Genomic DNA, 25,298 nt, shown 5'->3' on the forward strand with positions numbered 1-25,298 from the left:
GCGGTCGTGTCCCCGTGCTCACGGTCGTTCCCCGTCGGGGTGGAACCGCCGCCGGCGGGCGACGACGTCGGCCGCCAGCCCGCTCAGCGGCACCTGCTCGGCGAACGCCCGTGCGCGCAGGTGGGCGAACGCGTCGGCCATGCCCACGCCCAGCTGCGCCGCGACCATCCCGGTCGCCTGGTGGACGTGGGGGTTGTGCAGCGGCAGGCCGTCCTCGGCGACACCCGCCGGGTCCAGGTCGGCCTGCTCGTCCAGCAGCAGCCGCAGGGCCAGTTCCGCGAACGCCAGCGCGTCGGTGAGCGTCGGGGCGTCCAGGTGGCCCACGTCGAGCCGGTGCAGCGACAGCACCCCGACCCGGATCGCGCCGACGCACAGCGGCAGCGCGAACAGCGCGACCGCGCCGGCCTCGACCGCCAGCGGCGCGAACAGCGGCCACCGGGCCTGGCTGGACGGGGCGTCGAGATCGGCGACGAGGGCCGGGCCACCGGCGCGCCGGACGTCCACCGCGGGCCCCTCCCCCACCGTCACCTGCAACTCGGTCAGGCGCTCCCCCAGCGCGTCCGTGGCGCACCGGACCTCCGGCCAGCCGGAGGTGTCCACGCTGAGCACGGCGCCGGTCACCCCCAACCGGGTCACGGCGGTCAGGCAGAGGGCGTCGACCGAGACGGGCACGTCCAGTTCGGCGGCCCGCTCGGCGATCCAACGGCTCACCTGGGCCAACCGGCTGGTGGTGTACCGGGCCATCCGGAGACCTCCCGGTCACCTGGTCGAGCAGCACTCCCCGAACTCTCCGCATCGCGGGAACACGACCGGCCCACCCTACGCCGGGGTTGCCGACCGGGCGTCCCGGCGGACCGGGCACCGGGGTGTCAGGCGCGGTCGCTGATGTTCTGCTGGCCGGGCTTGCCGTAGGTCGCGCTGCTGGACTCGCCGGAGCACAGGCAGCCCCGGTGCAGTCCGCCCGCGCGGGTCGCGGCGCAGAACCGCCGTGACAGGGCGTCGTGGGTGTCCGCCGGGTGGGTGCAGGCGGGGCATGAGCGCTCGACCCGTGCTTCGGGCGCCAGGGGGTCGATCAGGGCGGGGGTCGTCGACATCGGTGGTGTCCTTCGTCTGGGTTCGTGCGTGGTGTCCGATGCGACGCCGTCGCGGGGGTCGAGCCGCGAGTGGGAGGACTCCCCGAGTGGCCGGCGGGAACGCATCGAACAGAGCGACTTCGCCGGGGACCGGGCCGACACCACAGAGCGTACTCCGACGGGGAGCCCGGGCCGGCCGGGCTCCCCGTGGTGGTGTGCGGGCGGTCAGGGGCCGGGGACGGCCTGGGCCTTGGTGTTGCGTTCGAAGACCGACCAGAACGTCGAGGTGCAGTAGGTGCAGTTCGGGCCGAAGTACAGGCCGCGGGCCTGTTCGTCGCCCATCAGGTGCAGGCGGAACCAGGAGGTGATGGTGCCGTGCAGGGCGGGGATGCCGTAGTGGTCGGCGCCGCGCTGTTCGGCGAAGATCGCGGGGACCTGGGTGGCCTGGTTGTACGGCGTGCGGACGACGATGGGCACGATGATGGTGTCGTTCTGGCCGGCGATGAACAGCGCGGGGCCGCGCACCAGGCTGCCGCTGGTGGTGGCGAGCGGGTAGATCGGGGCGATGGCGTCCACGCGCGGGTCGGCTCCGGCGTCGATCGCGGCGCCGCCGCCGAAGGAGTGGCCGGTCGCGCCGACCTTGGACACGTCGACCTTGCCCTGCAACGGGCTTCCGGCGCGGTTGTTCTCGGTGGTCACGTAGTCCAGGCCCTGCAACATGGGTGCGCCGTTGCCCGCGTTGCCCTCGGCCGCGGCGACGATGAAGCCGTGTGAGGCGAGGTGGTTGAGCAGGGGCATGTACCGGTCCAGGCCGGAGCGGGCTCCGTTGTTCCACAGCACGACCGGGTGGGTGGTGCAGCCGAGCGTGCCCAAGGCGACCGGGCGGACGACGGTGGTGCCGCGCCCGTTGGAAGCGGAGGTCACGGCGAACGGGCCTGCGGTGTCCCACTGGCCGTTGATCGACTTGCAGGGCGAGGTCGGAGGGACGGTGGTGGTCGAGGTGGGCACGCTCGTGGAGGTCGAGGTGCTGGTCGGGGTCGTGGTCGTCGTGGGCTTGTTCTCGTGGTCGATGATGATGGTCTTGATCTGGTTGAAGACCCCGGCGTCCTTCGGGAAGTCGAGGTGGCCGATGCAGGTCGGGGTCTGGAGGTTGGTGGCCCCGGCGAGGTCGGCGGTGGTGCTGGGGTTGACGTTCCAGTCGCAGACGGAGCGCTGGGTGGTGTAGCGGACGGCGGGCGAGCCGGGGACCTCGGTGCCCGAGTTCAGGTCCGCCAGCCACGGCGAGCCGATGGCGAACTGCCGGCACGACTCGATGTGCTGGCACATCGACGCACTGTGGGTGCCGTGGTGCGGCCCGGCCATCGAGAAGTACAGCGACACCTTGTCCTGCGCGCCCGGCACCTTCTTCAGGTAGGAGCGGGCCGCCAGCGTGGAGGCCGACCAGGTCACCAGGACGACCTTGCGGGCGCCGGTCTTGGCCAGCACCCGGTCCACCTCCTGCCCGATCTCCTGCCCGGCGACCGTGAGGTCACCGTTCATGCTCTTGCTGTCGGTCCAGGTCTCGACGCGGTCCTCGCGCCACCCCGCGCCGACGAACCGGGTCCGCATCGGCTCCATGTACTGGGTGGTGCCGCCCATGCCCGGGATGATGATCACCGGGTCGTGCTCGACCGCCGTGGTGGCGACGAGGTCCGCGCGTGCCTGGGGCGACAGCCCGACCAGTGTCACCGCGGCGGCGGCCAGTGCGGTCAGCACCGCGAGAAGCGCCGCGGCGCGACCGCCGACCGCGGCGCGGGGTTGGATCGTGGACATCGGACGGCCTCCTGGAACGGGGAATGACGCAGGGGTGAACAGGTGACCTGGGTCACGCTGTTTCGCCGATGCTACGAACGCGAAAACGCCAAAACCATGTGCCCGCCCACACTCTTGGGCACCTTCCCCATGTCGCCGACCACACACAACGCGCTGCCCCCGGATGTGTGGTCACAGACATGGCCCGCCGCGCCCGACCTCCGTTACGTTCGCGAAATCGGGTCGTCAATTTCCTGCAATGCGACCCGGAATTCCTGTCGTCTTTTCCTGGAGGACGATCCATGTCAAATCGACGAATCGGATTACCGCGCTCCGCACGTGGCCGCACAGCGGTGGTCACGGCGGTGTCGGCGGTCGCGTTGCTCGGCAGCGCCCTGTCGCCGTCCGCGGCGGCGGGCCAGATGGCACCACGTGAGTCGGGTGGTGACCCCGCGAGGGGTGTGCGCGGGCAGGTCACGCTGCTGTCCGGGGACAAGGTCACCGTGGTGGAGCGGAAAGCGGGTGTGCCGACCGCGTTCGTGCAGCCCGAGGTGGTCGACCAGCGGGACTTCACCGGTGGCGACGACCCCGGCGACGCCATCGGGCACGGCACCCACGTGGCCTCCACGATCGCGGGCACCGGCGCGAAGTCGGGCGGCAAGAACAAGGGTGTCGCGCCGGACGCCGCGCTGCTCGACGCGAAGGTGTGCGGCGAGTCCGGGTGTTCCGAGTCGACCATCCTGGCCGGGATGCAGTGGGCGGTGGAGTCCGGTGCGAAGGTCGTGAACATGAGCCTGGGCGGCCCCGACACCGAAGCGCTCGACCCGCTGGAGGAGGCCGTCAACCAACTCAGCGCCCAGCACGACGTGCTGTTCGTGGTCGCCGCCGGCAACTCCGGTCCCGCCGGCCAGACGGTCGCTTCGCCGGCCGGTGCGGACGCGGCCCTCGCCGTGGGCGCGGTGGACAAGGAGGAGCAGATCGCGCGCTTCTCCAGCCGGGGCCCGCGGGTCGGGGACCGGGCGGTCAAGCCGGAGATCACCGCGCCCGGTGTCGCCATCGCGGCGGCCAAGGCGGGCGGCGGGGGTGAACCGGCGCCGGGCGGCTACGTGGCGATGTCGGGCACCTCGATGGCCGCGCCACACGTCGCGGGGGCGGCGGCGGTCCTGGTCGGTCAGCGCCCGGACCTGTCGTCCGCGCAGTACAAGGCGCTGTTGATGGGCTCGGCCAAGCCGAACCCGGCGCTGGGTGTGGCGGCCCAGGGCGCAGGACGGGTGGACCTCCAGCGCGCCACCCGCCAGTCGACGCACGCCGAGCCGCCCGCGCTGTCGCTGGGCACCGCGGTGTGGCCGTACCAGGACGACCCTCGAATCACCAAAAAGCTCACCTACCGCAACCCGGGTCCGCAGCCGGTGACCTTCACGCTTGCGGTGACCGCGACCGGTCCGGACGGCAAGCCCGCCCCGGCCGGGATGTTCAGTCTGAGCACCGACCGGGTCACCGTGCCACCGGGTGCGGCAGCCACCGTGGAGCTGACCGCCGACACCACGCTAAACAGCCCCGACGGCGACTTCAGCGGCCACGTCACCGCGACCGCCGAGGTCCAGGCCGTGGTCACGCCGCTCGCGGTGCACAAGGAGGTGGAGAGCTACGACCTGTCCCTTTCGTCCGTCGGCCGTGACGGTGCCGCCTCCTCGTTCCAGGCCGTGTTGACCAACGCGACGACCGGTGAGTTCATCGACGTCTGGAGTCCCGATGGCAGGACCACTCGTCGACTGCCCAAGGCCGACTACCACCTAACCGCTGCCGTCGTCTCGTCCAGCTGGCAGCCGGGCGACCCGGTGAGCCTCTTCCTCCGGCCGACGTCGCTGGCGATGACGAGCGACCAGTCGGTGGCGCTGGACGCCCGCCGGGCCGAGCCGATCTCGGTGAAGATCGACAAACCCGGACTGACGCAGACCGCGGCCCAGATCAGCGGCGCGTGGACCGGCGGCGACCAGGATGACGGCGTTCTCACGATCGCGCGGGACTTCGAGAACATGTTCACCGCGCAACTGGGTCCGGACGCGCCCGTCTCGGAGTTCACCGCCGCCATCGCCGGCCAGTACCAAGCCGGGACCGAACCGCACAACGTGGCCTGGACCCGGACCGGCGGCATGTTCACCGGCCTGGACAAGGTGGTCTCCCCGCGCGAGTTCGCCGAGGTGCGCAACAACTACCACCTCACCCGGGCGGGCAGCATGGGCCTGAAGGTGGCGACGCCGTGGCTGCGGGAGCTACCGGTGGCGTGGGGCTTGGTCAGCGTCGTCGACCAGCCGGGCACGCGCACCGAGTACTACCACGGCAGTGACCTGACCTGGTCGAGCGCGTACGTCCACGTGGCGGGGGATCATCGGAGCCTGAGCCTGGAGAACGCGGCAACCCGGTACGCCCCGGGCAGGAGCTACCGGGAGAGCTGGAACACCGCGGTGTTCGGCCCGTCCCTGCCCAGCCACCTGTCCACACTGTCCCACAACGGAAACCGGATCGACGCCTCCTTGTCCCTGATCAGCGACGCACCGGACCGCCTGGGCCGGGTCGTCCCCGACTCCGGCCGCACCACGTTGTTCCGCGACGGCGTCAAGGTCGGCGACAGCGACTGGCCGGGCTACGGCTCGTGGGAGGTCCCCGCCGGCATGTCGACCTACCGACTGGAATCGGACCTGAAGCAGAGCGTCTCCGACTTCTCCACCCACATCCAACTGACCCAAACCTTCCGCTCCCACCACACCAACACCACAACCAACCTGCCGACCTCGACGATCCGCTACAGCCCAGCCGTGGACATCGACAACCGCGCCCAGGCGGGCCAACTGTTCCGCCTACCCGTCCAGACCCAAACCCAGGGCGGTGCAAGAGTGCTCCGCCTGGACCTGTCGGTCTCCTACGACGACGGCAAAACCTGGCAAAAAGCCTTCACCACCCCCATCACCCCCACAAAGTGGACCGCCGACCTACGCCACCCCACCGGCCCAGGCTTCGTGTCCCTGAAGGCCAAAACCACCGACCACCGCGGCGCCACCACGGAACAAACCATCATCCGCGCCTACGGCCTGAAGTAGCCCAACTCGACCCCGGAACGGGCAACCACTCCCACAACCGCCCGTTCCGGGTCCGCCTCCCGCCGACCGCGCCTGACCGCAATAATCGGATTTACCATTGGGACAATGACGACCTGCGCCGCTTTGCGGCGCTAGGACGACTTTGACTTCTGTAGGCTTGTCCGGTGGTCTCGGGCTCTCGTGCCGAACGAGGAAGCATCGGCGGCTCTGCGGGTGACAGCGGTGTCGAATATCGACGAGGTGTGGCGGCGTATGCGGTAGCGCTCGGGCTTGCCCGCACCCCTTTGCCGGGATTTGGCGTTCCCGCTGATCAGGCCCAGGTGGGCGCGGTCGTCGTGGAAACCGATGAGGCCGTCGATGACGTCCGGATCGACTTATGTTCCGGTTGGAAGGTTTCGGTACAGGCCAAGCGCAGCCTTCGAAAGAAAGAGACGCTCGGAAAAGCCGTGGCTCAGTGGGTTGCGGCGGGCAAGGCGGGTGTCACCCCTTCCAGGGAGAGGTTGGTCATCGTCGCGGGCGCGCTCTCCGGTCCGATGCGGGCACTCGCGGCCGTCCTGGAACGGAATCGGCTCGCTCACCCCGGAGCACCGACTGCGGCCGAAGCCGAGATCCTCGGTCATGTCGAAGAGTTGATGGCGGAGCTGGACGCCGACCAACGCGACGCCGTACTCCGCTGCGCCGTCATCCGTGAACTCGCCGTCGAGGAAACCGACCACGCCGACTCGCAGACCGCCATCGCCCACCTGCGCGATGTCGTCCCCGGCCGCGACGCGGTCGCCGCACGTCGGACGTGGAAGGCACTGATCGACGTGGCCGGGCGTGCGGCCAGGCTCCGCGGTGGATGGCACCTCGACGGGTGGCAGGCGGCGCTGGAAGCCGAAGGCGTCATCCTGACCCGCGATGCGGCGGCATGCGACGCTGCGGTCGTCGAAGCCGCCCCGCACACCGGTACTGGGGTGGCCCGAAGGACACGTCGACGGCTGGTCACCGTTCTCGCGTTGACGGTCGCGGCCGTTCTGACCGTTGCCGGACACCAGACGTGGCGGCACGCCGACGAAAGCGGATCCCGACCACCGGCCCCCTGGTCCTGCGCACGGGTGAACGCCGCATCGGCGGAACTCTTCGAACGGCCCGGGGACGCCGAACCACTGGGAGTCAAGCTCCGGGGAGCGCGCATCGAACTGGCCGACGAAGACGTGCAAGGACCCGACGGCCGCTACTACCGCTTGGTCCGCGCCCCCAAACGAACCCCCACCAACGTTGCCTACATGCTGCGAGATTCGCTGGAACTCACGGCGTGCTGACCAAGCTCCCGGTGGCACCGGCGTTCGCTCGCGATGGTCCGAACAATCCACAATGGACGTGCCGCGGCGGGTCGCGATACGCGTGGGCGGCGCTCGGGCCACTCCGGCTTGATGCGTAGGGACGCCACGATCAGCAGGCTGCGACACGCGGCGGGTCCGGTCGTCGGGACGCAGTCGGGAGCGTTGAACAGGACATGGGCGATGTGGCTCAAGTCGGGTGATTCGGCGGCGAGCACCGAAGCGAGATACTATTTAGGATAGTAGACAGTTCGCCCACCGGCGGCACCGGCTAGGATGTGCGGGTCTAAGGGGGCGTGGTGCACGGGCTCGGTGAGTTGGAAGCGGCGGTCATGGGGGTTCTGTGGCGGGCTTCTGAGCCGGTGAAGGTTCGTGAGGTGCTCGACGAGCTGAACAAAGACCGCCGGCTCGCCTACACGACCGTGATGACCGTGCTGGACAACCTCCACCGCAAGGGCTGGGTCGACCGCGAGCGCGATGGCAAGGCGTTCCGCTACGAGGCCGCTGTGAGCAGGACCGAGGCGGCGGCGAAAGCGTTGCGCGAGGTGTTGATCGCTTCCGGCGACCCCGAGGGGTCCCTGTTGCACTTCGCGCGGTCGGCCTCGGAGCGGGAGACCGAACTGCTGCGCAAGGCCCTGCCCCGGAAGTCGCGCAAGAAGTGACCGTCGCGGCGGCCTTGCTGGTGGCGGCGGGTCTGGTCGGGCTGCTGGCGCCGCGCCGGCTGGGCGCGCTCGCCGCCCGGGACGTCGACCCCCTGGTGTCCATCGCCGCCTGGCTGGCCTCCGCCGTGGGGGTCGTGGTGGCGTCGGCGTTGGCGGTCGCGCTGCTGCTCGTGCCCGACCACGGCACGCACGCGCTGCGGCGGCTGGACGAGTGCTGGTCCTCGCTCGAACACGGCATGACGCCGGACCACGAGGCGGTGGGCGGTGGGCTCGGGCTGGTGCTGCTGGCCGCCCTGCTGACCCGACTGGCCGTGGTGAGCGTGCGTGCCGCGCGGCGACGTGCCCACGCCCGCCGGGAGCACCTGGCCGTGCTGCGGGTTGCCGCTCGGCGGGAACCCGGATCGCCCGCCACGCTGTGGCTGGACCACGACGTGCCGCTCGCGTTCAGCTTCGCCGGGAAACCCGGCGTGGTGGTCGCGACCGAAGGGCTCAACCGGCACCTCACCGCCGACCAGGTCGCCGCCGTGCTGACCCACGAACGCGCGCACCTGACCGGCCGCCACCACCTGCTCGTCGCCGTGAGCGAGGCGATCGCCACGATGCTGCCGTTCCTCCCGCTGTTCCGGCACGCGCCCGCGGCGGTCAAGGCCCTGGTCGAGCTGGCCGCGGACGGGTCGGCGGTGCGCGCGTGTGGTGTCGAGGCCGTTCGGGCGGCGCTGGTGCGCGTCTCCGAACACGGTGCCCCGGGTGGCGCGCTGGCGATGGGACGGGACGCGGTCGAGGTTCGACTGGCCCGGTTGGCGCGGCCACGCCGCGACCGCGCCCCGCTGCTCAACGCCCTGGCGTGCGCGGCCACCTGCGTCGCGGCCGTGGCGCTGCCGGTCGTCGGCGCGTTCGCCGGACTGCTCACCCTGGTTTCGCTCGGCTGCCTCTAGCGGTAGCCCACAACGGCTACGCCGTGGTCACCGGCACCGTCAGCGCGCTGATCAAGGTCGCCAGCAGGACGTCGGCGGCGTCGCGCTGCCTGAGCCGACCGGCCGCGACCTCCTCGGCGGCGGAGTGCAGCAGGCTGTAGAACACGGTGACCAGCCACGGTTGGGGCAGGTCGGTCCGGAACGCGCCTTCCCTGCGCCCCCGCAGGATCAGTGACTCGACCCGGCGCAGCACGACCTTGTGGTAGCCGCGCACCTGGTTGGGCGGGAGGACCTGGTTGGCGGCGGCCATGAGGTTGCGGTAGCGGACGAGCACCCGCCACCCGGACCTGACCAGCCGCGTCAGGGCGTCCACGGGATCGCCTTCGTCCAGCGCCTCGCCGTCGAGCACCGTGGCCGCCGTCGAGACCGCCCGGTCGAGCACCTGGGCGAGGAGGTCCTCGCGCGAGGAGAAGTGGGCGTAGAGCGTGACCCGGCTGACGCCGGCGCGCTGGGCGATGGCGGTCATGCTCGCGTCGGACTGCTCGCTGACGCAGTCCAGCGCCGCGTCGAGGATCGCCTCGATGTTGCGTTCGGCGTCCGCCCGCCGCCGTACCTCACGAGTCATGCCGGACATCGTCCCACGGGGAACGGCCCGGAGCGGTCGCCGGGACCGGCGGCGAACGAAACCTTACACCACTGTTTGACTTCACCGGCGGGCCGGAGCTAGCTTTCCTTAACACCACCGTTCGACTTATGGAGCACCCGGTGAGCCACTCCCCCAGCACGCACCACGGACACGGGCACACAGCCCAGGGGCGCTGGCGCGTCCTGGTCCTGTTGTGCCTCGCGCAGTTCATGGTCATCCTCGACGTGACGATCGCGAACGTCGCCCTGCCCAGCATCGGCGCCGACCTGGCGCTCAGCCGCGCCGCGCTGCCGTGGGTCGTGTCCGCCTACACGTTGGTGTTCGGCGGTTTCCTGCTGCTCGGCGGGCGGCTGTCGGACATCGTCGGGCGGCGCACGACGTTCCTGGTTGGACTCGCCGTGTTCACCGCCGCCTCGCTGGCGTGCGGCCTCGCGGTGAACGGCACGATGCTCCTGGTCGCCCGACTCGCGCAGGGCGCGGGTGCGGCGCTGCTGTCGCCCGCCGCGCTGTCGATCATCACGACCACCTTCCACGGCGCGGACCGCAACAAGGCGCTGGGTGCGTGGGCGGCGATCGGCGGCACCGGCTCGGCGGTGGGCGTGCTGCTGGGCGGCGCGCTGACCAGCGGACCCGGCTGGGAGTGGGCGTTCTTCATCAACGTGCCCATCGGGATCGGCGTCCTGGTGGCCACCTTCGCGATGGTCGAGGCCGTCGCCGGTCAGCGGGTCGAGGGCCGGTCGGACTGGCTGGGCGCCGTGCTCATGACCGCGATGACCGCGGCACTGATCTTCGGCCTGGTCAACGCGGGCGGCGCGGGCTGGGGCGCGACCTCCACGCTGGTCCCTCTGGTGGTCGGCGCGGCCCTGGTGGCGGTCTTCGTCGTGGTGGAACGCCGTGCCGCCAACCCGCTGGTCCCGATCCCGGCGCTGACCAGGCGCAACGTCGTCGCGGGCAACCTGGCGATGCTGTCGGGCGCGGGATTGCTGATCGCGAGCTTCTTCCTGGCCTCGCTGTACCTCCAGAACGTCGCCCGCTATTCGGCGCTGGAGACCGGCCTGACGTTCCTGCCGGTCGCGCTCGGGATGATCGTCGCGGTCCACCTGTGCTCGCACCTGCTGCCCAAGCTGGGCTGGCGGCCGATCGCGGCGGCGGGGATGACCCTGGCGGCAGGCGGGTTCTTCTGGCTGTCCCGGTTGTCCGAGGGCGAGGGTGGACTACTACCCGGGTTCGTCGTCGCGGCGGCCGGGCTGGCGTGCATGTTCGTCGTGGCGACGACCAGCGCCATGCACGAGGTGGACCACCGCGAGGCCGGGCTCCTGTCGGGTCTGGTGAACACCAACCACGAGCTGGGCGCGTCCCTGGGCATCGCGTTCGTCGCCGCGATCGCGGGCGGCAGCGTGGAGACCGCCGACCACGGCGCGGTGTCCGTCGACGGGTTCCAGAACGCCTTCCTCGCCTGCGCCGTCGTCGCGCTGGTCGTGGCGGTCGTGGCACCGCTGGCGCTGCCGACCGGGCGGCCCAGCTCCGACGGCCCGGCGTTCGCCCACTGACTGCTTTCCCCTTGCCGCGCAACGACATCCTCAAACTACTAAGCCAGATAGTAGACGAAAGCCGCTGCGTTCCGTAACCTGTCCGAGACCTACCGGGGTAACCCGATCGGACCATGCATGACGTCAGCAGTCAAGGAGGCACACGCCATCGTGGCGTCACCACCCGCACAGCGCACCGTCCGCGCCGCGCTGGCGGCCACCGCAGCCGCAGCACTTGCGGCCGGGATCGCGCTCCCCCACGCGGCAGCCGACCCGGCCGTCCCGCCCAACGCCTCCGAGGCGTTGAAGAAGTACACCGAGCTGTCCGGCGAGGCGGAAAAGCTCAACGAAGAGCACCTGCGCGCCCAGGACGACCTGAAGGCCAAGCAGGGCGAACTCGACAAGGCCACCGGCGACCTGACCACCGCGAAGCAAGCCCAGGAAGGCCTGCGCGGCCAGGTCGACCTGCTGACCGAGGCCACCTTCGAGGGCGCGCAGTTCAACCAGCTGTCGGCGCTGCTGGTCAGCGACTCCCAGCAGGACTACCTCAACCGCATGGCCGCGCTGGACGTCCTCGCCACCGAGAACGCCGAGGCGCTCGGCGCGCTCACCGACGCGGTGACCAAGGCCGACGACGCGCAACGCCGCGCCACTGAAGCGACCACCGCCGCCGCCAAGCTCGCCGAGGACATCGCGCGCCGCAAGTCCGAACTGGACGACCAGGTCCGCGAAGCCCGAGCGCAGTACGACACGTTGAGCGCCGCCGACCGACGCACACTGGCCGACCCGGGCGACCTCTCGAACATCGACGTCCCGGCGGGCACCGCGGGCAAGGCGTTGGACTACGCCCTGGCGCAGCGCGGCGACCCGTACGTCTACGGCGCGAACGGCCCGGACGAGTGGGACTGCTCCAGCCTCATGCAGCAGTCCTACCGGGCGGCCAGCGTGTCCATCCCGCGCACCAGCTACGGCCAAGCCGGCGTCGGCCGCGCGGTGTCGCGCAGCGAGGTCAAGGCGGGTGATCTGATCATCTACTACGCCGACCAGCACCACGTGGCGATGGCGGTGGACAACGTCCGCGCCGTCCACGCCTCCACCGAGGGCGTCCCCGTGCGCATCGCCGACATCGACTCGATCGGCCCCATCAACACGATCAGGCGCATCGAAGGCTGATCAGGCCCGGACGCTAACACCTCGTGAGGTAGCGCAAGACGCCGAAGGGCGGCATCAGGGGCGTGCGATTCGCCCCCCGCCTCTGCGGGCACTCGGTCGCTTTGCGCAACGGTGACCCGAATGGCGGATGCCGAGCGGGTGATGTGAACGGACACTGACACCGGCCTGGGAGCGCTCCCAGAACCCGGCGAGGCGCCCTTCCACGCCCGACCGGCACCCTGTCGTCGATCAACGAGGATTTGGCGGTACACATGCCCTCCACGGAGAACCCTGCCCACCGACCGGAAGCCCTGAGGCCGCCCGCGTCACCCCGCGCCAAGGCCTGGCGGGTGTCGGCGATCTTCGGCGCCTGCCTGTCGCTGCTGACGACCCTGCTGGTGGTGACCTTCGGCGCGGGCAACGCCTCGGCCCACGGCGCGGTCAGCGACCCGCCGTCGCGCCACTACGGCTGCTACCACCGCTGGCCCAACGGCCCGTCGCAGCAGATGGCCACCGAAGACCCCATGTGCTACCAGGCGTGGCAGGCCGACCCCTCGGCCATGTACAACTGGAACGGCCTGTTGCGCGAGGGCGTCGCCGGCAACCACCAGGCGGCCGTCCCGGACGGCCAGCTGTGCAGCGGCGGCCTGACCTTCAACGGCCGCTACGCCGCGATGGACAAGGTCGGCGCGTGGATCGCACCGAACAAGCCCAACCGGTTCACGCTCAACCTGAACGACACCTCCTCGCACGGCGCCGACTACATCCGCGTCTACGCCACCAAGCAGGGCTTCGACCCCAAGACTCAGGCGCTGAAGTGGAGCGACCTGGAGCTGGTCGGCCAGACCGGCAAGATCCCCACGGGCAACCGGACGCCCGTCGAGATCAACGCGCCCGGCCGCACCGGCCACCACGTCCTGTTCACGGTGTGGCAGGCCAGCCACCTCGACCAGAGCTACTACGCGTGCAGCGACGTGACCTTCACCGATGGCGGCACCACCACCACGACGACCACCACCACAACGACCACGACGACGACTACGAGCACCACGACCACGACCACCACCAACAACCCGCCGGCGGGCTGCTCGGCCACGTTCCGGGTCGCCTCCCAGTGGACCGGCGGCTTCCAGGGCGAGGTGCGCGTCACGGCGGGCACCGCGCCGATCAGCGGTTGGACGGTGGACTGGACGTTCGCCAACGGTGAGCGCATCAACAACTCGTGGAGCGCGACGCTGACCACCAGCGGCTCGACCGTCACCGCCCGCAACGCCAACTACAACGGTGCGCTGGGCGCGGGAGCCGGCACGACGTTCGGCTTCGTCGCCTCGGGGACCGCGGGCACCCCCACCCTCACCTGCACCCCGGCCTGATCACCCATCCAGGTCCGCCCACCACCGTCCGCGGTGGTGGGCGGACCTGTGTCCGACCGTCGTCAGCAGGCGCAGTCCGATTCGGTCTCGGCGCGGCGTTCGAGCAGGACGGTGTTGCGCCACGTGCCGTGGTGCTGGGCGATGCGTTCGCGGACGCCGACCGTGCGGTAGCCGGCGGCGTGGTGCAGGGCGATGCCGGCGCGGTTCTCCGGGAAGATCGCACGAACCACTGGGCGTACCGCGTGGCGTCCTCCGCCGGCAGGCCGGACGCGGACGCGGACGTGGGCGCGGGCGCGGGCAGCAGCGTCGCCATGACCCGACTCTATCGACTTCCGTCGATGGTTGTATCCATCGAGACAGGTCTATAGAGTCTCGACCAGTTCGATAGAGGCTGGTCGATGAAAGGTGGTCGTGGTGAACGAGCTTCCGGTGGTCGTGGTGGGTGCGGGTCCGGCCGGGTTGGCGGCGGCGGCGAACCTGCTGGAGCGCGGTCTGCGGCCGGTGGTGCTGGAAGCCGGGTCGCGGGCGGGTGCGGCGGTGGCGGAGTGGAACTACGTGCGCCTGTTCTCGCAGTGGTCGGAGCTGGTGGACCCGGCCGCGCGCCGGTTGCTGGAACCGACCGGGTGGACCGCGCCGCAGGGCTACCCGACCGGCGGCGAGTGGGTCGCGAACTACCTGGAGCCGCTGGCCAAGGAGCTGGACGAGCACGTCCGCTACGACTCGCGGGTCGTCGGCGTCGCGCGGCGTGGGCGGGACCGGGTGGTGGACGCGGGCCGGGAGACCGAGCCGCTGACCGTGCACGTCCAGACCCCGCAGGGCGAGGAGCGGATCACCGCCCGCGCGGTCGTCGACGCCTCCGGCACCTGGGGCACGCCCAACCCGCTGGGCGGCGACGGCCTGCCCGCGATCGGCGAGCAGGCCGCGGCGGACCGGATCGCTTACCGGGTCCCGGACCTGGCGGCGGAGTTGGAGCGGTACGCGGGCAAGCGGATCGCCGTCGCGGGCAGTGGGCACTCCGCGTTGACCGCGTTGGTCGTGCTCGCCGAGCTGGCCGAGCAGCACCCCGGCACCCACGTCACCTGGCTTCTGCGCCGGGGCGCGGTGGGCAACGTCTTCGGCGGCGGGGACGCCGACCAACTGCCCGCCCGCGGCGCACTGGGGTTGCGCGCGAAGGCCGCCGCCAGGGCCGGCGCGGTCGAGGTCGTGACCGGGTTCCGCACCGCGGTGGTCGAGCGGCAGGGTGAGCGGTTGGTGCTGGAGTCGGAGGAGGGGCACCGCCTGGAGCCGGTGGACGAGGTCGTGGTGCTGACCGGATTCCGGCCCGACCTGTCCTTCCTGTCGGAGATGCGTCTGGAGCTGGACCCGGTGTTGCAGGCCCCGGCCAAGCTCGCGCCGCTGATCGACCCGAACGTCCACTCCTGCGGCACGGTCTACCCGCACGGCGCCAACGAACTGCGTCACCCGGAGCCCGGCGTCTACCTGGTCGGCATGAAGAGCTACGGCCGCGCGCCGACGTTCCTGACCCTGACCGGGTACGAGCAGGTCCGCAGCGTGGTCGCGGAGATCGCCGGTGACCACGAGTCGGCCGGGCGGGTGGAGCTGACGTTGCCGGAGACCGGCGTGTGCGGCGGGTCGGGGGTGTTCGACGCCCAGCCCGAGGCGTCCTCGGGCGGCTGTTGCGCCACCCCGCAGGTCCTGGCGTTGTCGGCGCCGAGTGCGCGCGGCTGCTGAACCCGCGCGGCCCGGCACGATCGAGGGGCGTGCCGGGCCGCGCCACGTCCTGGTGGTGCTGTGCCTGACCCAGATCACCAGTTGGGGCGTGCTGTTCTACGCCTTCCCCGTCCTCGCGCCCGACATCGCGGCGAGCACCGGTTGGTCGGCCACCGCCGTGATCGGCGCGTTCTCGGTCGCGCAACTGGTGTCGGCGGCGGCCGGTGTGCCGGTCGGGCGGGTGCTCGACCGGTTCGGGCCGCAGGTGGTGATGACCACCGGGTCGCTGGTCGCGGGCGGGTCCCTGGTGGGGATGGCGTCGATCCGTACCGAAGCCGACACAATGAGTTGCCGTCGGACATAGACCAGGTGTGATCCAGGACACGTATCATGAAACGTTGATCAGACTCAATTGCGGTCGACTTAAGAAACGCTTGATATTCAAGCCGCAGCCTATGGGTCGATAATCGTTTTCCCAGTCCGCCGCGCTGCGGATCGGCCGAGTGGACCAATTTGACCGAAACCTGTCTCCGCGCGCCACCAGCACGTATCCGGCGCTCATAGCCGCACTCCTACCTGTCGAACTCGAACCCGCCCGACCAGGGGGACGGGCGAAACTTTCGACGGCGAGGAATGTGGTTGTGATGACATCAGCTCTCGTGACGGCACCGACCGGGACGACGGGCGGTCGCGCGGCGGTGATTTCCGACCGGGACTCCGGCCGCATCACGACGCCACGGCCCGGAATTCCCGAATGGGCCTCATCTTCTCTGAGACGTGCTTATCCGCACGGTTACCCGAACCTCGAAAAGGCCATCACCGACGCTTCCGCCACTGTCGACCTGCCGGACGTCGCGGACATCGAGGTCCACGCGGACCGGGTGCGGCTGAGTTGCCACCGGGGTGACGTGGTCGCTGAGGTTCCGTTCGACGTCAGCGGTATCGCGCCGCACAGCGGTGTGCTGGACTTCGTGCTCGACCACGACCGCCAGACGGTGTTCCTGTTCAGCGACCGCGATGAGCGCGGTGTGGCGACGCCCGGCGTGCGGCAGCGGCTGTTCGACCTGCTGCGGCCCGGCTACTGGCTGGTCGAAGGGGCGGCCGAGCCCGGTGGCGCACTGCTGCACGGCGTGCCGGGGATCGGCGAGTTCCTGGCCGGGATCCTGGGTCGGGCAGACCTGCGCGCCATCCACCCGTGGGTGCGCGCCGCGACAGCCGCGATGACCCGCGAGCCCGGCACCGGCGGCTCGGAGTTCGCGCAGAACCTCCACCGCGCCTCGATCGAACTGCGCCGCAACGGACTCGACCCCGAGTTGCGACGGGCGCTGGACACCACCGCGCGGACCGCCACCCGGCTGCGGCGCGGCGTCCAGCCGGTGCTGGCGATCCGCCGGGAGTCGCGGCGCGCGGTCCTGCGCGGGATCGGCGCGGACGACGTCGACTCCCTGCGGGCGATCTTCGCCGACCCGGCGGTGTCCGACCGGCTCGCGTCGGCCCACCCGGTCGACCCCGCCTTCGTCGCGGAGGCGACCGCGGACGATCTTCTGGCACTCGTCGACGAGCTCCGGGAGTGCGAGTTCTTCACCTTCTTCGTGCTGGACCGGATCGCACCCGCCGACAGCGGTGTCACCCGGTCGATGATCGGGGTCGACAACGCGCCGGCCGCCATCCTGATCACCCCGGACACCCTCCGGGAGTCCACGACCCTGGTGCGTTCCCTGTCGCGGACCAACGCGTTCCTGTTCTCCCGCGAACAGTCCCGCCGGACGATCGGCACCGCGCGGGAGGACCTGCTCGGAGTCGACCGCGCCCGTCAGGTCGTCGGTTTCTTCCCCGGCCTCGGCAGCCGGTCGTTCTACCGGGACCTCGGTCGGGAGCTGCTCGACTCGGGCATCCCCGAGGTGGTCGAGGTCTACGAGCAGGGCGCGCGGGCGCTGGGGCTGCCCGGCCCGGAACGGCTGCTGCTGACCCCCGAGAACGTGCCGGGTGACCGGCTCGCCGCGCAGGGCTTCATCGGCGCCGCCTTCCTCGCGCACGGCCTCGCCCTGGACACCCACCTGCGCGTGACGGCGGCGAACGCCGGCGTGCCGTTGCGCCTGGCCGGCTACACCGGTGAGAGCTTCGGCATCATCACGGCGGCGGTGGCCGCGGGCGCCCTCTCCGTCGCAGACGGGACCAAGCTCGCGCACGCGTTCACCCCGCTGCTGCTGACGACCGCGGACGGTGTGGGCGACAACCCGATGGCCGCGTACCTGCCGGAGTCGCTGCGCGGTCGGCCGCTGGTGGCCGAGCCGCACCACGTGGTCGGACTCCGCGGCGAGCCCGCGGACCTCGCCGCGTTCCTGGCGGCGGTCGCGGAGACCTTCCCGACCTCCGACGTCGAGGTGCACAAGGTCTACTCGCACCGCCAGACCAACATCTACGTCCGCGCCGGCGCCAAGGACGCCTTCGACCGGTTCGCCGAGGACTTCCCGGCCGTCGCGGTCGAGGAGCTCAAGCCCCCGACCACGTTCCTCGCCCACGCCGAGCGGATGACCGCCGCACGCCACGCCTACGAGCGGTTCATGGCCGACCAGGGGGTCGTGTTCCGCAAGCCGCACACGCCGGTCGTGTCGAACAACAACTCCGGCCTGCTCACCACCGCGGCCGAGGTGCGCAACGGCGTCCTGGCGATCGTCGACGAGGTCATGGCCTCCCGCGCGACCGTGGAGACGCTGGACGCGCTGCGCCCGGACGCGATCGTCGAACTGGGCCTGGGCGGCAAGTCGGTGCGGCTGCTGGTCGACAACGAGCTCGACGTGCCGGTCACCTCCTACACCGGGACGGCGGGCGCGGCGGACCCGTTCCTGCGCGCGGTGCGGCTGGCCGACACCGTGCTGGGGCAGCTGGCGGACCTCCGGACCGCGGCCGGCCGGATCACCGACCGGCACCACGACACGCTGCGGGAGGTCTTCCGCGCCGCCCGCGAGGACCGGTTCTGCGAGCGGTACCTCTACCGCACCATCGGGCGCGTCGTCGCCGACGAGGCGACCCACCGCGACCGGTCCGCGTCGCCGGCCTTCCACGAGCTGCTGGAGACCTTCCAGCACACCTACAACTACCGCGGTCACGTCGACCTCGACGCGGGCGAGCTCGTGCTCCAGGCCCGGTTGAAGAAGCGGATCGTCGGGCAGACCGAAGAGCTCGGCCAGGTGTTCGCCGAGCTGAAGGTGCTCGACGCGGCCGGGGTCGTCGGCGACCGCAGCCTCACCGGCGTCGAGCAGCACGAGGTGGTCGTGATCCACTTCGACCAGCTGCCCGGCCTGGACTACGCCGACCTGGCGGCCAACACCCGGCTGCTGCTGGACACCCAGCCGCTCGCACGCCAGATCTACGACCAGGTGTTCGACAGCCTCGGTGTCGCCGACGACGGGTTCCTGACCCTGCCCGGCGTCACCACCCCGACCGTCGACCAGCTCGCCCTGGGCTACCTGGTCTACCAGTACACCCTGTTCCGGCTGCTGCGCCTGCACCGGCCCGCCGCGTTCCAGCACGACCACTACCTGGCGGGCAGCGACCCGATGGGCTGGCTGGTGGCGCTGGCCGCGTCCGGGGCGGCGGCGCTGCCGGACGTCGTGCGGCTCTACGCCGCGTACCTGCGCTCCGGCATGGAGACCGAGGAAGCGGAGGCCGCCCTGGAACGGGTGCTCGCTTCGCTGCGGACGCCCGAGATCCCGGTCCTCTCCCCCGCGGGCACCCCCTTGCAGGCAAAGATCGATCTGGAGGCCACGACCCGTGTCGTCATCGCCTAGCACCCTCGAGTCCCCCGTCCGCCGGATCCAGCTCAACGGCAACTGCCAGATCCTGTCCCTCGGCTCCAAGCTCGACGCCGCGCACTTCGACACCGGCCCGTTCCGGGCGGACATCATCGCGGTGGGGTCGCCGACCGACATCTGGCGCAAGCGCGCCAACCCCGCCCTCGACGACTTCGAGACGCGGTCGACGCTGTCGCTGACCGCCGAGTACCGCGAGGTGCTGCGCCACGCGCGCGGCCGGAACCTGCTCAGCAGCGTCGTCTACGCCTACGTCGACAGCGGCGAGGAGGTCGTCGGCTTCGGCAAGGGCGGCAGCGAGTCCATGACCATCTTCATCAAGAAGGAGGGCGACGACCGCGTCTACGTCCGCAAGATCCTCAGCGAGGCCCTGACCACCGCCCGGTGGGACCGCGACGGCGAGGGCGTGATGCTGCCGCCGTTCGCCAAGGCACGCAACCAGGCCGAGTACCTCAAGGCGCTGCCCGAGTCGGTGCGCCCGTACTTCCCCCAGGCCTTCGCGAGCCTGGAGCGGGACATCGGTGTCCCGGAGCACCTCCGGCAGGACGAGCGGACCACGCACAAGGAGGTCATCTACGAGATGAGCTACGTGCCCGGCCAGGAGGTCAGCCGGTTCGTGGCCGAGCACTGCCCGCCGCCCGCCGTGGTCGCCCGCCTGTACACGGTGGTCCTGAAGGTCCTCAACGACGAGGTGCACGCGGTCAACCGCGTCCCCGCGCCCGGCCGGACCCTGGAGGTCTCGTACTTCCGCAAGATCGAGGACCGGCTGGACCTGTGCCGCCGCACCGCACCGAAGACGTTCGACGAGCACCTGCTCGACACCGAGCGGATCGTGGTCGACGGGGTGTCCTACCTGAACTCGGCGGCCCTGCTGAAGCGGTTCCGGAGCAACCCGGATTTCCTCGACGTCCTGGAGCCGCGGGTGCACTCCCTGGTCATGGGCGACACGAACACCGAGAACATCAAGATCACCGACACCGGACCGCTGCTGCGGGCGCAACGCCTGATCGAGTCCGGCGCAGCGGCCGACGAGGTCGACGCGGCGCTGGCCGCCGTCACCGCCGCGTCGCTGGGCATCCGGTTCCTCGACCCGAGGGCGATCGGCTTCCGCAGCACGGGCGCCGACACCAGTGACGACCCGATGTACGACAACAAGCCCTGGCACAACTCCATCGGCCACTACGACGAACTCCACCACGAGCACTTCGCGCTGCGGGTCCGGTCCGGGCCGGGGCGCACGCCCAGCGTCGACGTCGAGTTCACCGAGGGCAACCCCTACCAGCGGGCGTACCGCGTGCGTGACGTGGCGGTGGCCGGCGGACCGGTCGACCCGGACGCGCCCCGGGGCGTGGAGGACTACTTCGCCCCGATCATGACCGAGGTGTACGGCCTGGACGACCCGGACTCGCCGCACCTGCGCGACGACCCGTACTGGCTGATCCGGTTCGCCTTCGTCATGGGCACGCACTTCACCGCGATGCCGCCGTTCCACTTCCAGGCGGAGCTGGGCGGCACCCTGATCGACAACCACCAGTCGCAGCGCCGGCCGGTGGCCATCTACTGCGAGGGCATCAAGTGGCTCAACTGGGCCCTGGAGATGCTGGAGGGCCGCCGCACCGAGTTCCTCGGCCTGCCGGTCCCCCCGCTGCCCGCCCACACCGCCGCCGCCTGACCTTGAGACCGACCGACCACAAAGGACCGAGAGAACCATGACCACCACCGTTTCCCGCACCCTCCCCGTCTCCGGGCTGGCGGACCTGTCCAACGAGTCCCGCATGATCACCGCGCCGTGGAGCCGCATGATCCGCGCCCTGGGCCTCGGGCAGTACCCGGTCGACTACGACCCCGCGGTCGCCGGGCACATCGGCAGAGCGCTCGACCGGCTGGCCGCGAAGGTCCTGCCGTCCAACGCCTACGCGTTGTTCTGCCGGGACCTGGGCGACTTCGTCCTGAAGGTCAACGACCCCGCGCGCGACCGCACGTGGGTCGAGCAGGCCGTCGAGCCGCTGCTCGACTCCGCCCGCGCCGAGCGCAACCCCTACTACCGGGCGTTGGCGGGCTGCCTCGTCCTGGACTCGTTCGCCAAGCTGGGCCTGGACCTGTCCCTGCTGGTCAACGACCGACGCGACTTCCCGGCCGAGGTGCTGGACACGCTCGACGAGATCGCGCCGGACCAGATCCCCGACGAGAACCGCGGCCGGCACGGCGACTACGAGCGGCTGTCCGCGAGCTCCGCGGTGTTCCTCGCGCTCGGGCAGGTCGGGCTGAAGGAGCGGCTGGTCACCCCCGAGCGCAACCGCGTCGTGGAGGCCTTGAACCTGCTGGAGAACATCCCGGCGCCCTACTTCCGCGGCCGGTCCGGCTCGATGTTCATGTCGGTGCTCTCGCTGCTGGGCTACGACGAGTACATCTTCGACGGCGAGCGCGACTACATGCGCGAGACCCTGCACTACATGGCGCGCGCCGACGAGATCGGGATCTTCCCGTCGTTCCCGGAGAAGCTGCCGACCGCCTGGTCGAAGGTCTACCCCTTGCTGTGCATGCTCAACGCGATCGCCATGAGCGGCCGGGCGGAGTACCTGAACGACCCGATCGACTGGCTGTCCGAGGCCAAGGACCTGCTGTCCGAGGTGCCGTGGAGCGACCGCGTCCACATGAGCCAGTACTACATCGTCGGCCTGCTCAACCTGGGCCGGCTGGACGACCAGCTGCCCGACCTGGACGGGTACGTCGAGGAGATCGTGGCCGTGCTCGACCAGGTCGACCCGGGCGCCAACTTCTTCCCCAACGGCATCGCCTACCCGTACATCATCGAGGTGGCCATGCAGACCGGGCGGATGGACCTCATCCCGGAGGCGGCGCTGCACAAGATGGTCGACTCCTTCACCGACCTGGACAGCACCCCGGCCAACCGCGCCAACCGCAGCTTCCCGGTCAGCTACGTGCTCAACGTCCTCGGCGAGATCGGCGCCCCCGAACTGGTCTTCGAGCCGCGCGAGCACTACCGCGGCAGCTCGGCGATCGACTGGGTCATCGACAACATGTCCGAGGGCGCGACCGAGGAAGGGCTGCGCCTGTACATGGTCCCGCACGCCCTGATCAGCTACGCCCTCCGCCTGCGGGGCGCGAACGCGCCGGAGACGGCCCTGTTCCGCGACTTCCGCTTCCGCCTGGCCGCCGACGGGGACCAGGCGGCGTGACCCGCTGTCGCCGCGGGGGAACGCCCTCCGCGGCGGCGGCGGGTTCACGCACGGCCGCACCGATCGCCCGACTCCGCCCGCCGCTCCACTTCGGGTCCGGAGCCGCGAACCCCGTGACACACCACCGGGCGTCCGGACTCGGCCGCCGGATCGCCGAAGTCGGCGACCGCCGTGCTCACGTGGTCGCGGTTCGCAGCGATTCGACGGCTCGCGCGAGGCTGGCCGCGCCGTGGCCGGCGGCCACCTGGTGGTCGATCAGGTCCTTGAGCGCGCCGAGGGTGACCGGCGGGATGCCCTGCGACCGGCTGGCCTGGATGATCGTCGCCAGCCCGGCCTGGTTCATGGCCAGGTTGGACTCCTCGGTGGCGTAGTCCGCGGTGTCGATCTCCCGGGCGAAGGTGGACAGGGCCGGGTAGGTGTCGGTCAGCCAGGTGGTCAGCATGGGGGTGAGTTCGGTGGCGCTGATGCCGGCCGCTCGGGCCATCGCCGTGGCGTGCAGGAAACCGCCGAGCATGCCGTACATGCCGGCGAGGATGGCCACGTCGTAGCCGGACGCCCGACCGGGGTCCGCGCCGAGGTAGGTGTCCTCCCCCAGCAGGGCCAACTGGGTCTGCCAGCGCCGGTGCACGGTGGCCGAACCGCTGTAGTTGATCGACGACTCGCTGGTGCCGATCGTCTGCGGCACCGCGTAGACGGCGCCGTGGAGGTACTGCGCCTCGTGCTCCGCCGCCCACGCTGCGAGCTCCTGCGCGTCCTGCGGGCCGCCGGAGGTGAGGTTGACCAGTGCCCGCCCGCGCACGGCGTCGGCCGCGCCGGCCAGGACATCCCGCGCCGCCCCGGCGTCCAGCAGGGCGACGACCACCAGGTCGCCGGCGGCGATCGCGTCGGCCGGAGTGGCCGCCACCGTCGCGCCGGCCGCGACGAGTGCCTCCGCCTTGGCCCGCGAACGGTTCCAGACCGTCGTGGGGTGACCGTGGCGCAGGAACGTCGTCGCCAGCGCGCGGCCCAGGTTGCCGAGGCCGAGAACGGTGACCGGTTCAGCTGTTGTGCTCATGCGTCCAGCCTTGCCGCGCGTGTCCCGCCCGGCCAGTGGCACTGGTGACCCGTACCGCCAAATTCGTGCCATAGGGTGGGGGCCATGAGCGTTGGGTCGGTTGCGCTGGTCGTGCCCGAGTGGATCGGGCACGGGTTCTACGACTTGTACGAGGTGAGCATCCCCGCCCTCGTCTTCGGGATGCCCCAGCCCGACCTCGCCGACCCGTGGTACGACCTGCGGCTGTGCGGGACCGGCGAGCAGGCGGCGGCGGCCGTGCCGGGGTTCGCGGTGCGGGCGCAGCACGGACTCGACGACATCGTCGGCGCCGACACCGTCATCGTGCCGTCGGTGCCGGAAGCCGTCGTCGAGGAGGGCGAACCCGTGCTGCCCGAACTGGTGTCCGCGCTGCGCCGCGCCCACGACGCAGGCGCCCGGGTGGTGTCGCTGTGCAGCGGCGCGTTCGCCCTCGCCGAGGCCGGGCTGCTCGACGGTCGGCGCGCCACCGCGCACTGGATGAACACCGCCCAGCTGGCGGCGCGCTATCCGAAGGTCCAGGTCGACGACTCGGTGCTGTACGTCGACGACGGTGACGTGCTCACCAGCGCCGGCATGACCGCGGGCCTCGACCTGTGCCTGCACCTGGTGCGCCGCGACCTCGGCGCGCACGTGGCCAACCAGCTCGCCCGCCGGATGGTCGTGGCCGCGCACCGACCGGGTGGCCAGGCCCAGTTCATCGACCTGTCGGTGCCCGCCGTCGACGACCAGGGGTTGGCGCCGGTGCTCGACTGGGCGCGAGCCCACCTCGACCAGCCGCTGACGGTCGAAGACCTGGCGCGGCGGGCCATGATGAGCAGGCGCACCTTCTACCGGCGCCTCCAGCAGGCCACCGGCACGACCCCGCTCCAGTGGCTGCTCAACCAGCGCCTCGCCCGGGCGCAGAGCCTGCTCGAGTCGACCGACCTCCCGGTGGAGAAGATCGCGAACCTCAGCGGCTTCGGCACCGCCAACAACCTGCGCCACCACTTCACCAAGCACGTCGAGGTCTCGCCGAGCGACTACCGCGCCACCTTCCCCCGCGACCCGCGGCGACCCACCGCCGGCACCGATCAGGTGGTGCTCGACCGCGTGGCGGATCGACCTCGCGCGGGGTAGCCGCCGCAGACCTTGGCGCTCTGGCGAGGATCGCTGCCGCGCAACCCCGCGACGATGCGGTCGACCTGGCCCTCGGCAGGCTCCTCGTCCACGGGGAACCGCATGAGGAACTGGTCGTGCTCCACGGGTTCACCGGACGCCCGCCACTGCTCGTCGACGACGTGCCGCGGTGGCGAGGTGAACGTCAGGTCGACCTGGTCACGCGTGTCCGGAAAGAACTGGGCCCAGTCCAGGCCGCAGTCCCACCGGCCCAGGACGCCGGATTCCTCGCCGAGCCTGCCGCGCAGCAGTCGCGCCACCGCCCGGCCGGGCCACTCCCAGGACCGTTCGCGGTGCGCACGGGCGAGTTCGGCGTCGTACTGCGCCAGGTCGAACCGGACCGCCGGCAGGGACAAGCCGTCGTCGTCGGGATTGCGCCACCGGTCCCAGACCACGTGGCTCCCCTCACGACGTCCACGTCCTCGCGCTCACCGCGTGTGGCACCGCCGCTGGGAACGACAAGCCGGCCGCCGCGCCCGCCTCCACCGCCGCGCAGCCCGCCGCCGTGCCGAGCGAGCAGGAGATCGGGGCGCTGTTCGACACCTGGAACCAGGCGCTGGCCACCGGTGACCCCGGGAAGGTCGCCGACCTCTACGCCCCCGACGGGGTGCTGCTGCCCACGCTAAGGTGCTCGGCCCGAACGCCGCGATCGACGCCGGCACCTACCGGTTCACCCTCGGCAAGGACGGCAGCACGGTCGACGCCCGCTACACCTACGCCTACGAGCGGGTCGACGGCAAGTGGCTGATCGTCAACCACCACTCCTCCGCCATGCCCGAGAAGCCCTGA

At 71.1% G+C, this 25,298-nt stretch carries 20 protein-coding genes and 2 pseudogenes; 14 read left to right on the forward strand and 8 right to left on the reverse strand.

Annotation, left to right across the window (positions count from 1 at the left end; all coding sequences use genetic code 11):
- Positions 1 to 18: 18 nt before the first annotated feature.
- The 3 genes from WBN91_RS03750 to WBN91_RS03760 all read right to left on the reverse strand — a co-directional run bounded on the left by WBN91_RS03750 (position 19) and on the right by WBN91_RS03760 (position 2,885).
- A complete protein-coding gene (locus tag WBN91_RS03750; protein ID WP_337724183.1) occupies positions 19 to 744 on the reverse strand; it encodes a GAF and ANTAR domain-containing protein in 726 nt (241 codons plus the stop codon).
- Between the two features lie 125 nt (positions 745 to 869).
- The gene (locus WBN91_RS03755; RefSeq protein WP_337724184.1) at positions 870 to 1,094 is read right to left on the reverse strand and encodes an RGCVC family protein; all 225 of its coding nucleotides are present in this window, start codon (positions 1,092 to 1,094) and stop codon (positions 870 to 872) included.
- 204 nt (positions 1,095 to 1,298) lie between these two features.
- The gene (locus WBN91_RS03760; protein WP_337724185.1) at positions 1,299 to 2,885 is read right to left on the reverse strand and encodes a poly(ethylene terephthalate) hydrolase family protein; all 1,587 of its coding nucleotides are present in this window, start codon (positions 2,883 to 2,885) and stop codon (positions 1,299 to 1,301) included.
- A gap of 344 nt (positions 2,886 to 3,229) precedes the next feature.
- Here WBN91_RS03760 and WBN91_RS03765 point away from each other — a divergent pair, with 344 nt between their 5' ends.
- The 4 genes from WBN91_RS03765 (at position 3,230) to WBN91_RS03780 (ending at position 8,881) form a co-directional block, all read left to right on the forward strand.
- Positions 3,230 to 5,962: a S8 family serine peptidase gene (locus tag WBN91_RS03765; protein ID WP_337729357.1), complete on the forward strand. Its 2,733-nt coding sequence runs from the start codon at positions 3,230 to 3,232 to the stop codon at positions 5,960 to 5,962.
- Between the two features lie 164 nt (positions 5,963 to 6,126).
- Positions 6,127 to 7,266, forward strand: a complete 1,140-nt coding sequence (locus WBN91_RS03770; RefSeq protein WP_337724187.1) for a hypothetical protein — start codon at positions 6,127 to 6,129, stop codon at positions 7,264 to 7,266.
- A gap of 317 nt (positions 7,267 to 7,583) precedes the next feature.
- Positions 7,584 to 7,946 carry a BlaI/MecI/CopY family transcriptional regulator gene (locus tag WBN91_RS03775; RefSeq protein WP_337724188.1) on the forward strand — a complete coding sequence of 121 codons (363 nt, stop codon included), beginning with the start codon at positions 7,584 to 7,586 and terminating at the stop codon, positions 7,944 to 7,946.
- Entirely contained in the window at positions 7,943 to 8,881 is a 939-nt protein-coding gene (locus tag WBN91_RS03780; protein ID WP_337724189.1) for a M56 family metallopeptidase, read from the forward strand. The genes WBN91_RS03775 and WBN91_RS03780 overlap by 4 nt, the downstream gene beginning before the upstream one ends.
- Positions 8,882 to 8,897: 16 nt before the next feature.
- Here the strand turns inward: WBN91_RS03780 and WBN91_RS03785 are convergent, their stop codons facing one another.
- On the reverse strand, positions 8,898 to 9,485 hold the full coding sequence (locus WBN91_RS03785; protein WP_337724190.1) for a TetR/AcrR family transcriptional regulator: 588 nt from the start codon (positions 9,483 to 9,485) through the stop codon (positions 8,898 to 8,900).
- Positions 9,486 to 9,625: 140 nt separating this feature from the next.
- Here WBN91_RS03785 and WBN91_RS03790 point away from each other — a divergent pair, with 140 nt between their 5' ends.
- The 3 genes from WBN91_RS03790 (at position 9,626) to WBN91_RS03800 (ending at position 13,560) form a co-directional block, all read left to right on the forward strand.
- A complete protein-coding gene (locus WBN91_RS03790; protein ID WP_337724191.1) occupies positions 9,626 to 11,056 on the forward strand; it encodes an MFS transporter in 1,431 nt (476 codons plus the stop codon).
- A gap of 117 nt (positions 11,057 to 11,173) precedes the next feature.
- Positions 11,174 to 12,208: a C40 family peptidase gene (locus WBN91_RS03795; protein WP_337724192.1), complete on the forward strand. Its 1,035-nt coding sequence runs from the start codon at positions 11,174 to 11,176 to the stop codon at positions 12,206 to 12,208.
- A gap of 251 nt (positions 12,209 to 12,459) precedes the next feature.
- Positions 12,460 to 13,560: a lytic polysaccharide monooxygenase gene (locus WBN91_RS03800; RefSeq protein ID WP_337724193.1), complete on the forward strand. Its 1,101-nt coding sequence runs from the start codon at positions 12,460 to 12,462 to the stop codon at positions 13,558 to 13,560.
- 62 nt (positions 13,561 to 13,622) lie between these two features.
- On the opposite strand, the pseudogene WBN91_RS03805 reads toward WBN91_RS03800, so the two are convergent.
- Positions 13,623 to 13,781: pseudogene (locus tag WBN91_RS03805) on the reverse strand (GNAT family N-acetyltransferase); the annotation flags it as partial.
- A gap of 193 nt (positions 13,782 to 13,974) precedes the next feature.
- Here WBN91_RS03805 and WBN91_RS03810 point away from each other — a divergent pair.
- From WBN91_RS03810 to WBN91_RS03830, 5 genes are all read left to right on the forward strand, one after another.
- On the forward strand, positions 13,975 to 15,291 hold the full coding sequence (locus WBN91_RS03810) for an NAD(P)-binding domain-containing protein (protein WP_337724194.1): 1,317 nt from the start codon (positions 13,975 to 13,977) through the stop codon (positions 15,289 to 15,291).
- Positions 15,275 to 15,634, forward strand: a complete 360-nt coding sequence (locus WBN91_RS03815; RefSeq protein ID WP_337724195.1) for an MFS transporter — start codon at positions 15,275 to 15,277, stop codon at positions 15,632 to 15,634. The genes WBN91_RS03810 and WBN91_RS03815 overlap by 17 nt, the downstream gene beginning before the upstream one ends.
- A gap of 280 nt (positions 15,635 to 15,914) precedes the next feature.
- A complete protein-coding gene (locus WBN91_RS03820) occupies positions 15,915 to 19,061 on the forward strand; it encodes a hypothetical protein (protein ID WP_337729358.1) in 3,147 nt (1,048 codons plus the stop codon).
- Positions 19,045 to 20,754: a hypothetical protein gene (locus tag WBN91_RS03825; RefSeq protein WP_337724197.1), complete on the forward strand. Its 1,710-nt coding sequence runs from the start codon at positions 19,045 to 19,047 to the stop codon at positions 20,752 to 20,754. The genes WBN91_RS03820 and WBN91_RS03825 overlap by 17 nt, the downstream gene beginning before the upstream one ends.
- Positions 20,755 to 20,791: 37 nt before the next feature.
- The gene (locus WBN91_RS03830; protein ID WP_337724198.1) at positions 20,792 to 22,282 is read left to right on the forward strand and encodes a hypothetical protein; all 1,491 of its coding nucleotides are present in this window, start codon (positions 20,792 to 20,794) and stop codon (positions 22,280 to 22,282) included.
- Positions 22,283 to 22,457: 175 nt separating this feature from the next.
- On the opposite strand, the gene WBN91_RS03835 is transcribed toward WBN91_RS03830, so the two are convergent.
- Complete coding sequence (locus tag WBN91_RS03835; protein WP_337724199.1) at positions 22,458 to 23,336, reverse strand: NAD(P)-dependent oxidoreductase; 879 nt, start codon at positions 23,334 to 23,336, stop codon at positions 22,458 to 22,460.
- An 84-nt stretch (positions 23,337 to 23,420) separates the two neighbouring features.
- Between WBN91_RS03835 and WBN91_RS03840 the strand changes: the two genes are divergently transcribed.
- Positions 23,421 to 24,470: a GlxA family transcriptional regulator gene (locus WBN91_RS03840; protein WP_337724200.1), complete on the forward strand. Its 1,050-nt coding sequence runs from the start codon at positions 23,421 to 23,423 to the stop codon at positions 24,468 to 24,470.
- On the opposite strand, the gene WBN91_RS03845 is transcribed toward WBN91_RS03840, so the two are convergent.
- The gene (locus WBN91_RS03845; protein ID WP_337724201.1) at positions 24,425 to 24,904 is read right to left on the reverse strand and encodes a hypothetical protein; all 480 of its coding nucleotides are present in this window, start codon (positions 24,902 to 24,904) and stop codon (positions 24,425 to 24,427) included. The genes WBN91_RS03840 and WBN91_RS03845 overlap by 46 nt on opposite strands.
- 10 nt (positions 24,905 to 24,914) lie before the next feature.
- Positions 24,915 to 25,073, reverse strand: a complete 159-nt coding sequence (locus WBN91_RS03850; protein WP_337724206.1) for a hypothetical protein — start codon at positions 25,071 to 25,073, stop codon at positions 24,915 to 24,917.
- On the opposite strand from WBN91_RS03850, the pseudogene WBN91_RS03855 reads away from it, so the two are divergent.
- Positions 25,015 to 25,298 (forward strand): annotated as a pseudogene (locus tag WBN91_RS03855) (SgcJ/EcaC family oxidoreductase). The gene WBN91_RS03850 and the pseudogene WBN91_RS03855 sit on opposite strands and share 59 nt — an antisense overlap.

Source organism: Saccharothrix sp. CCNWYY140 (assembly GCF_037401995.1).
Classification (GTDB): Bacteria; Actinomycetota; Actinomycetes; order Mycobacteriales; family Pseudonocardiaceae; genus Actinosynnema.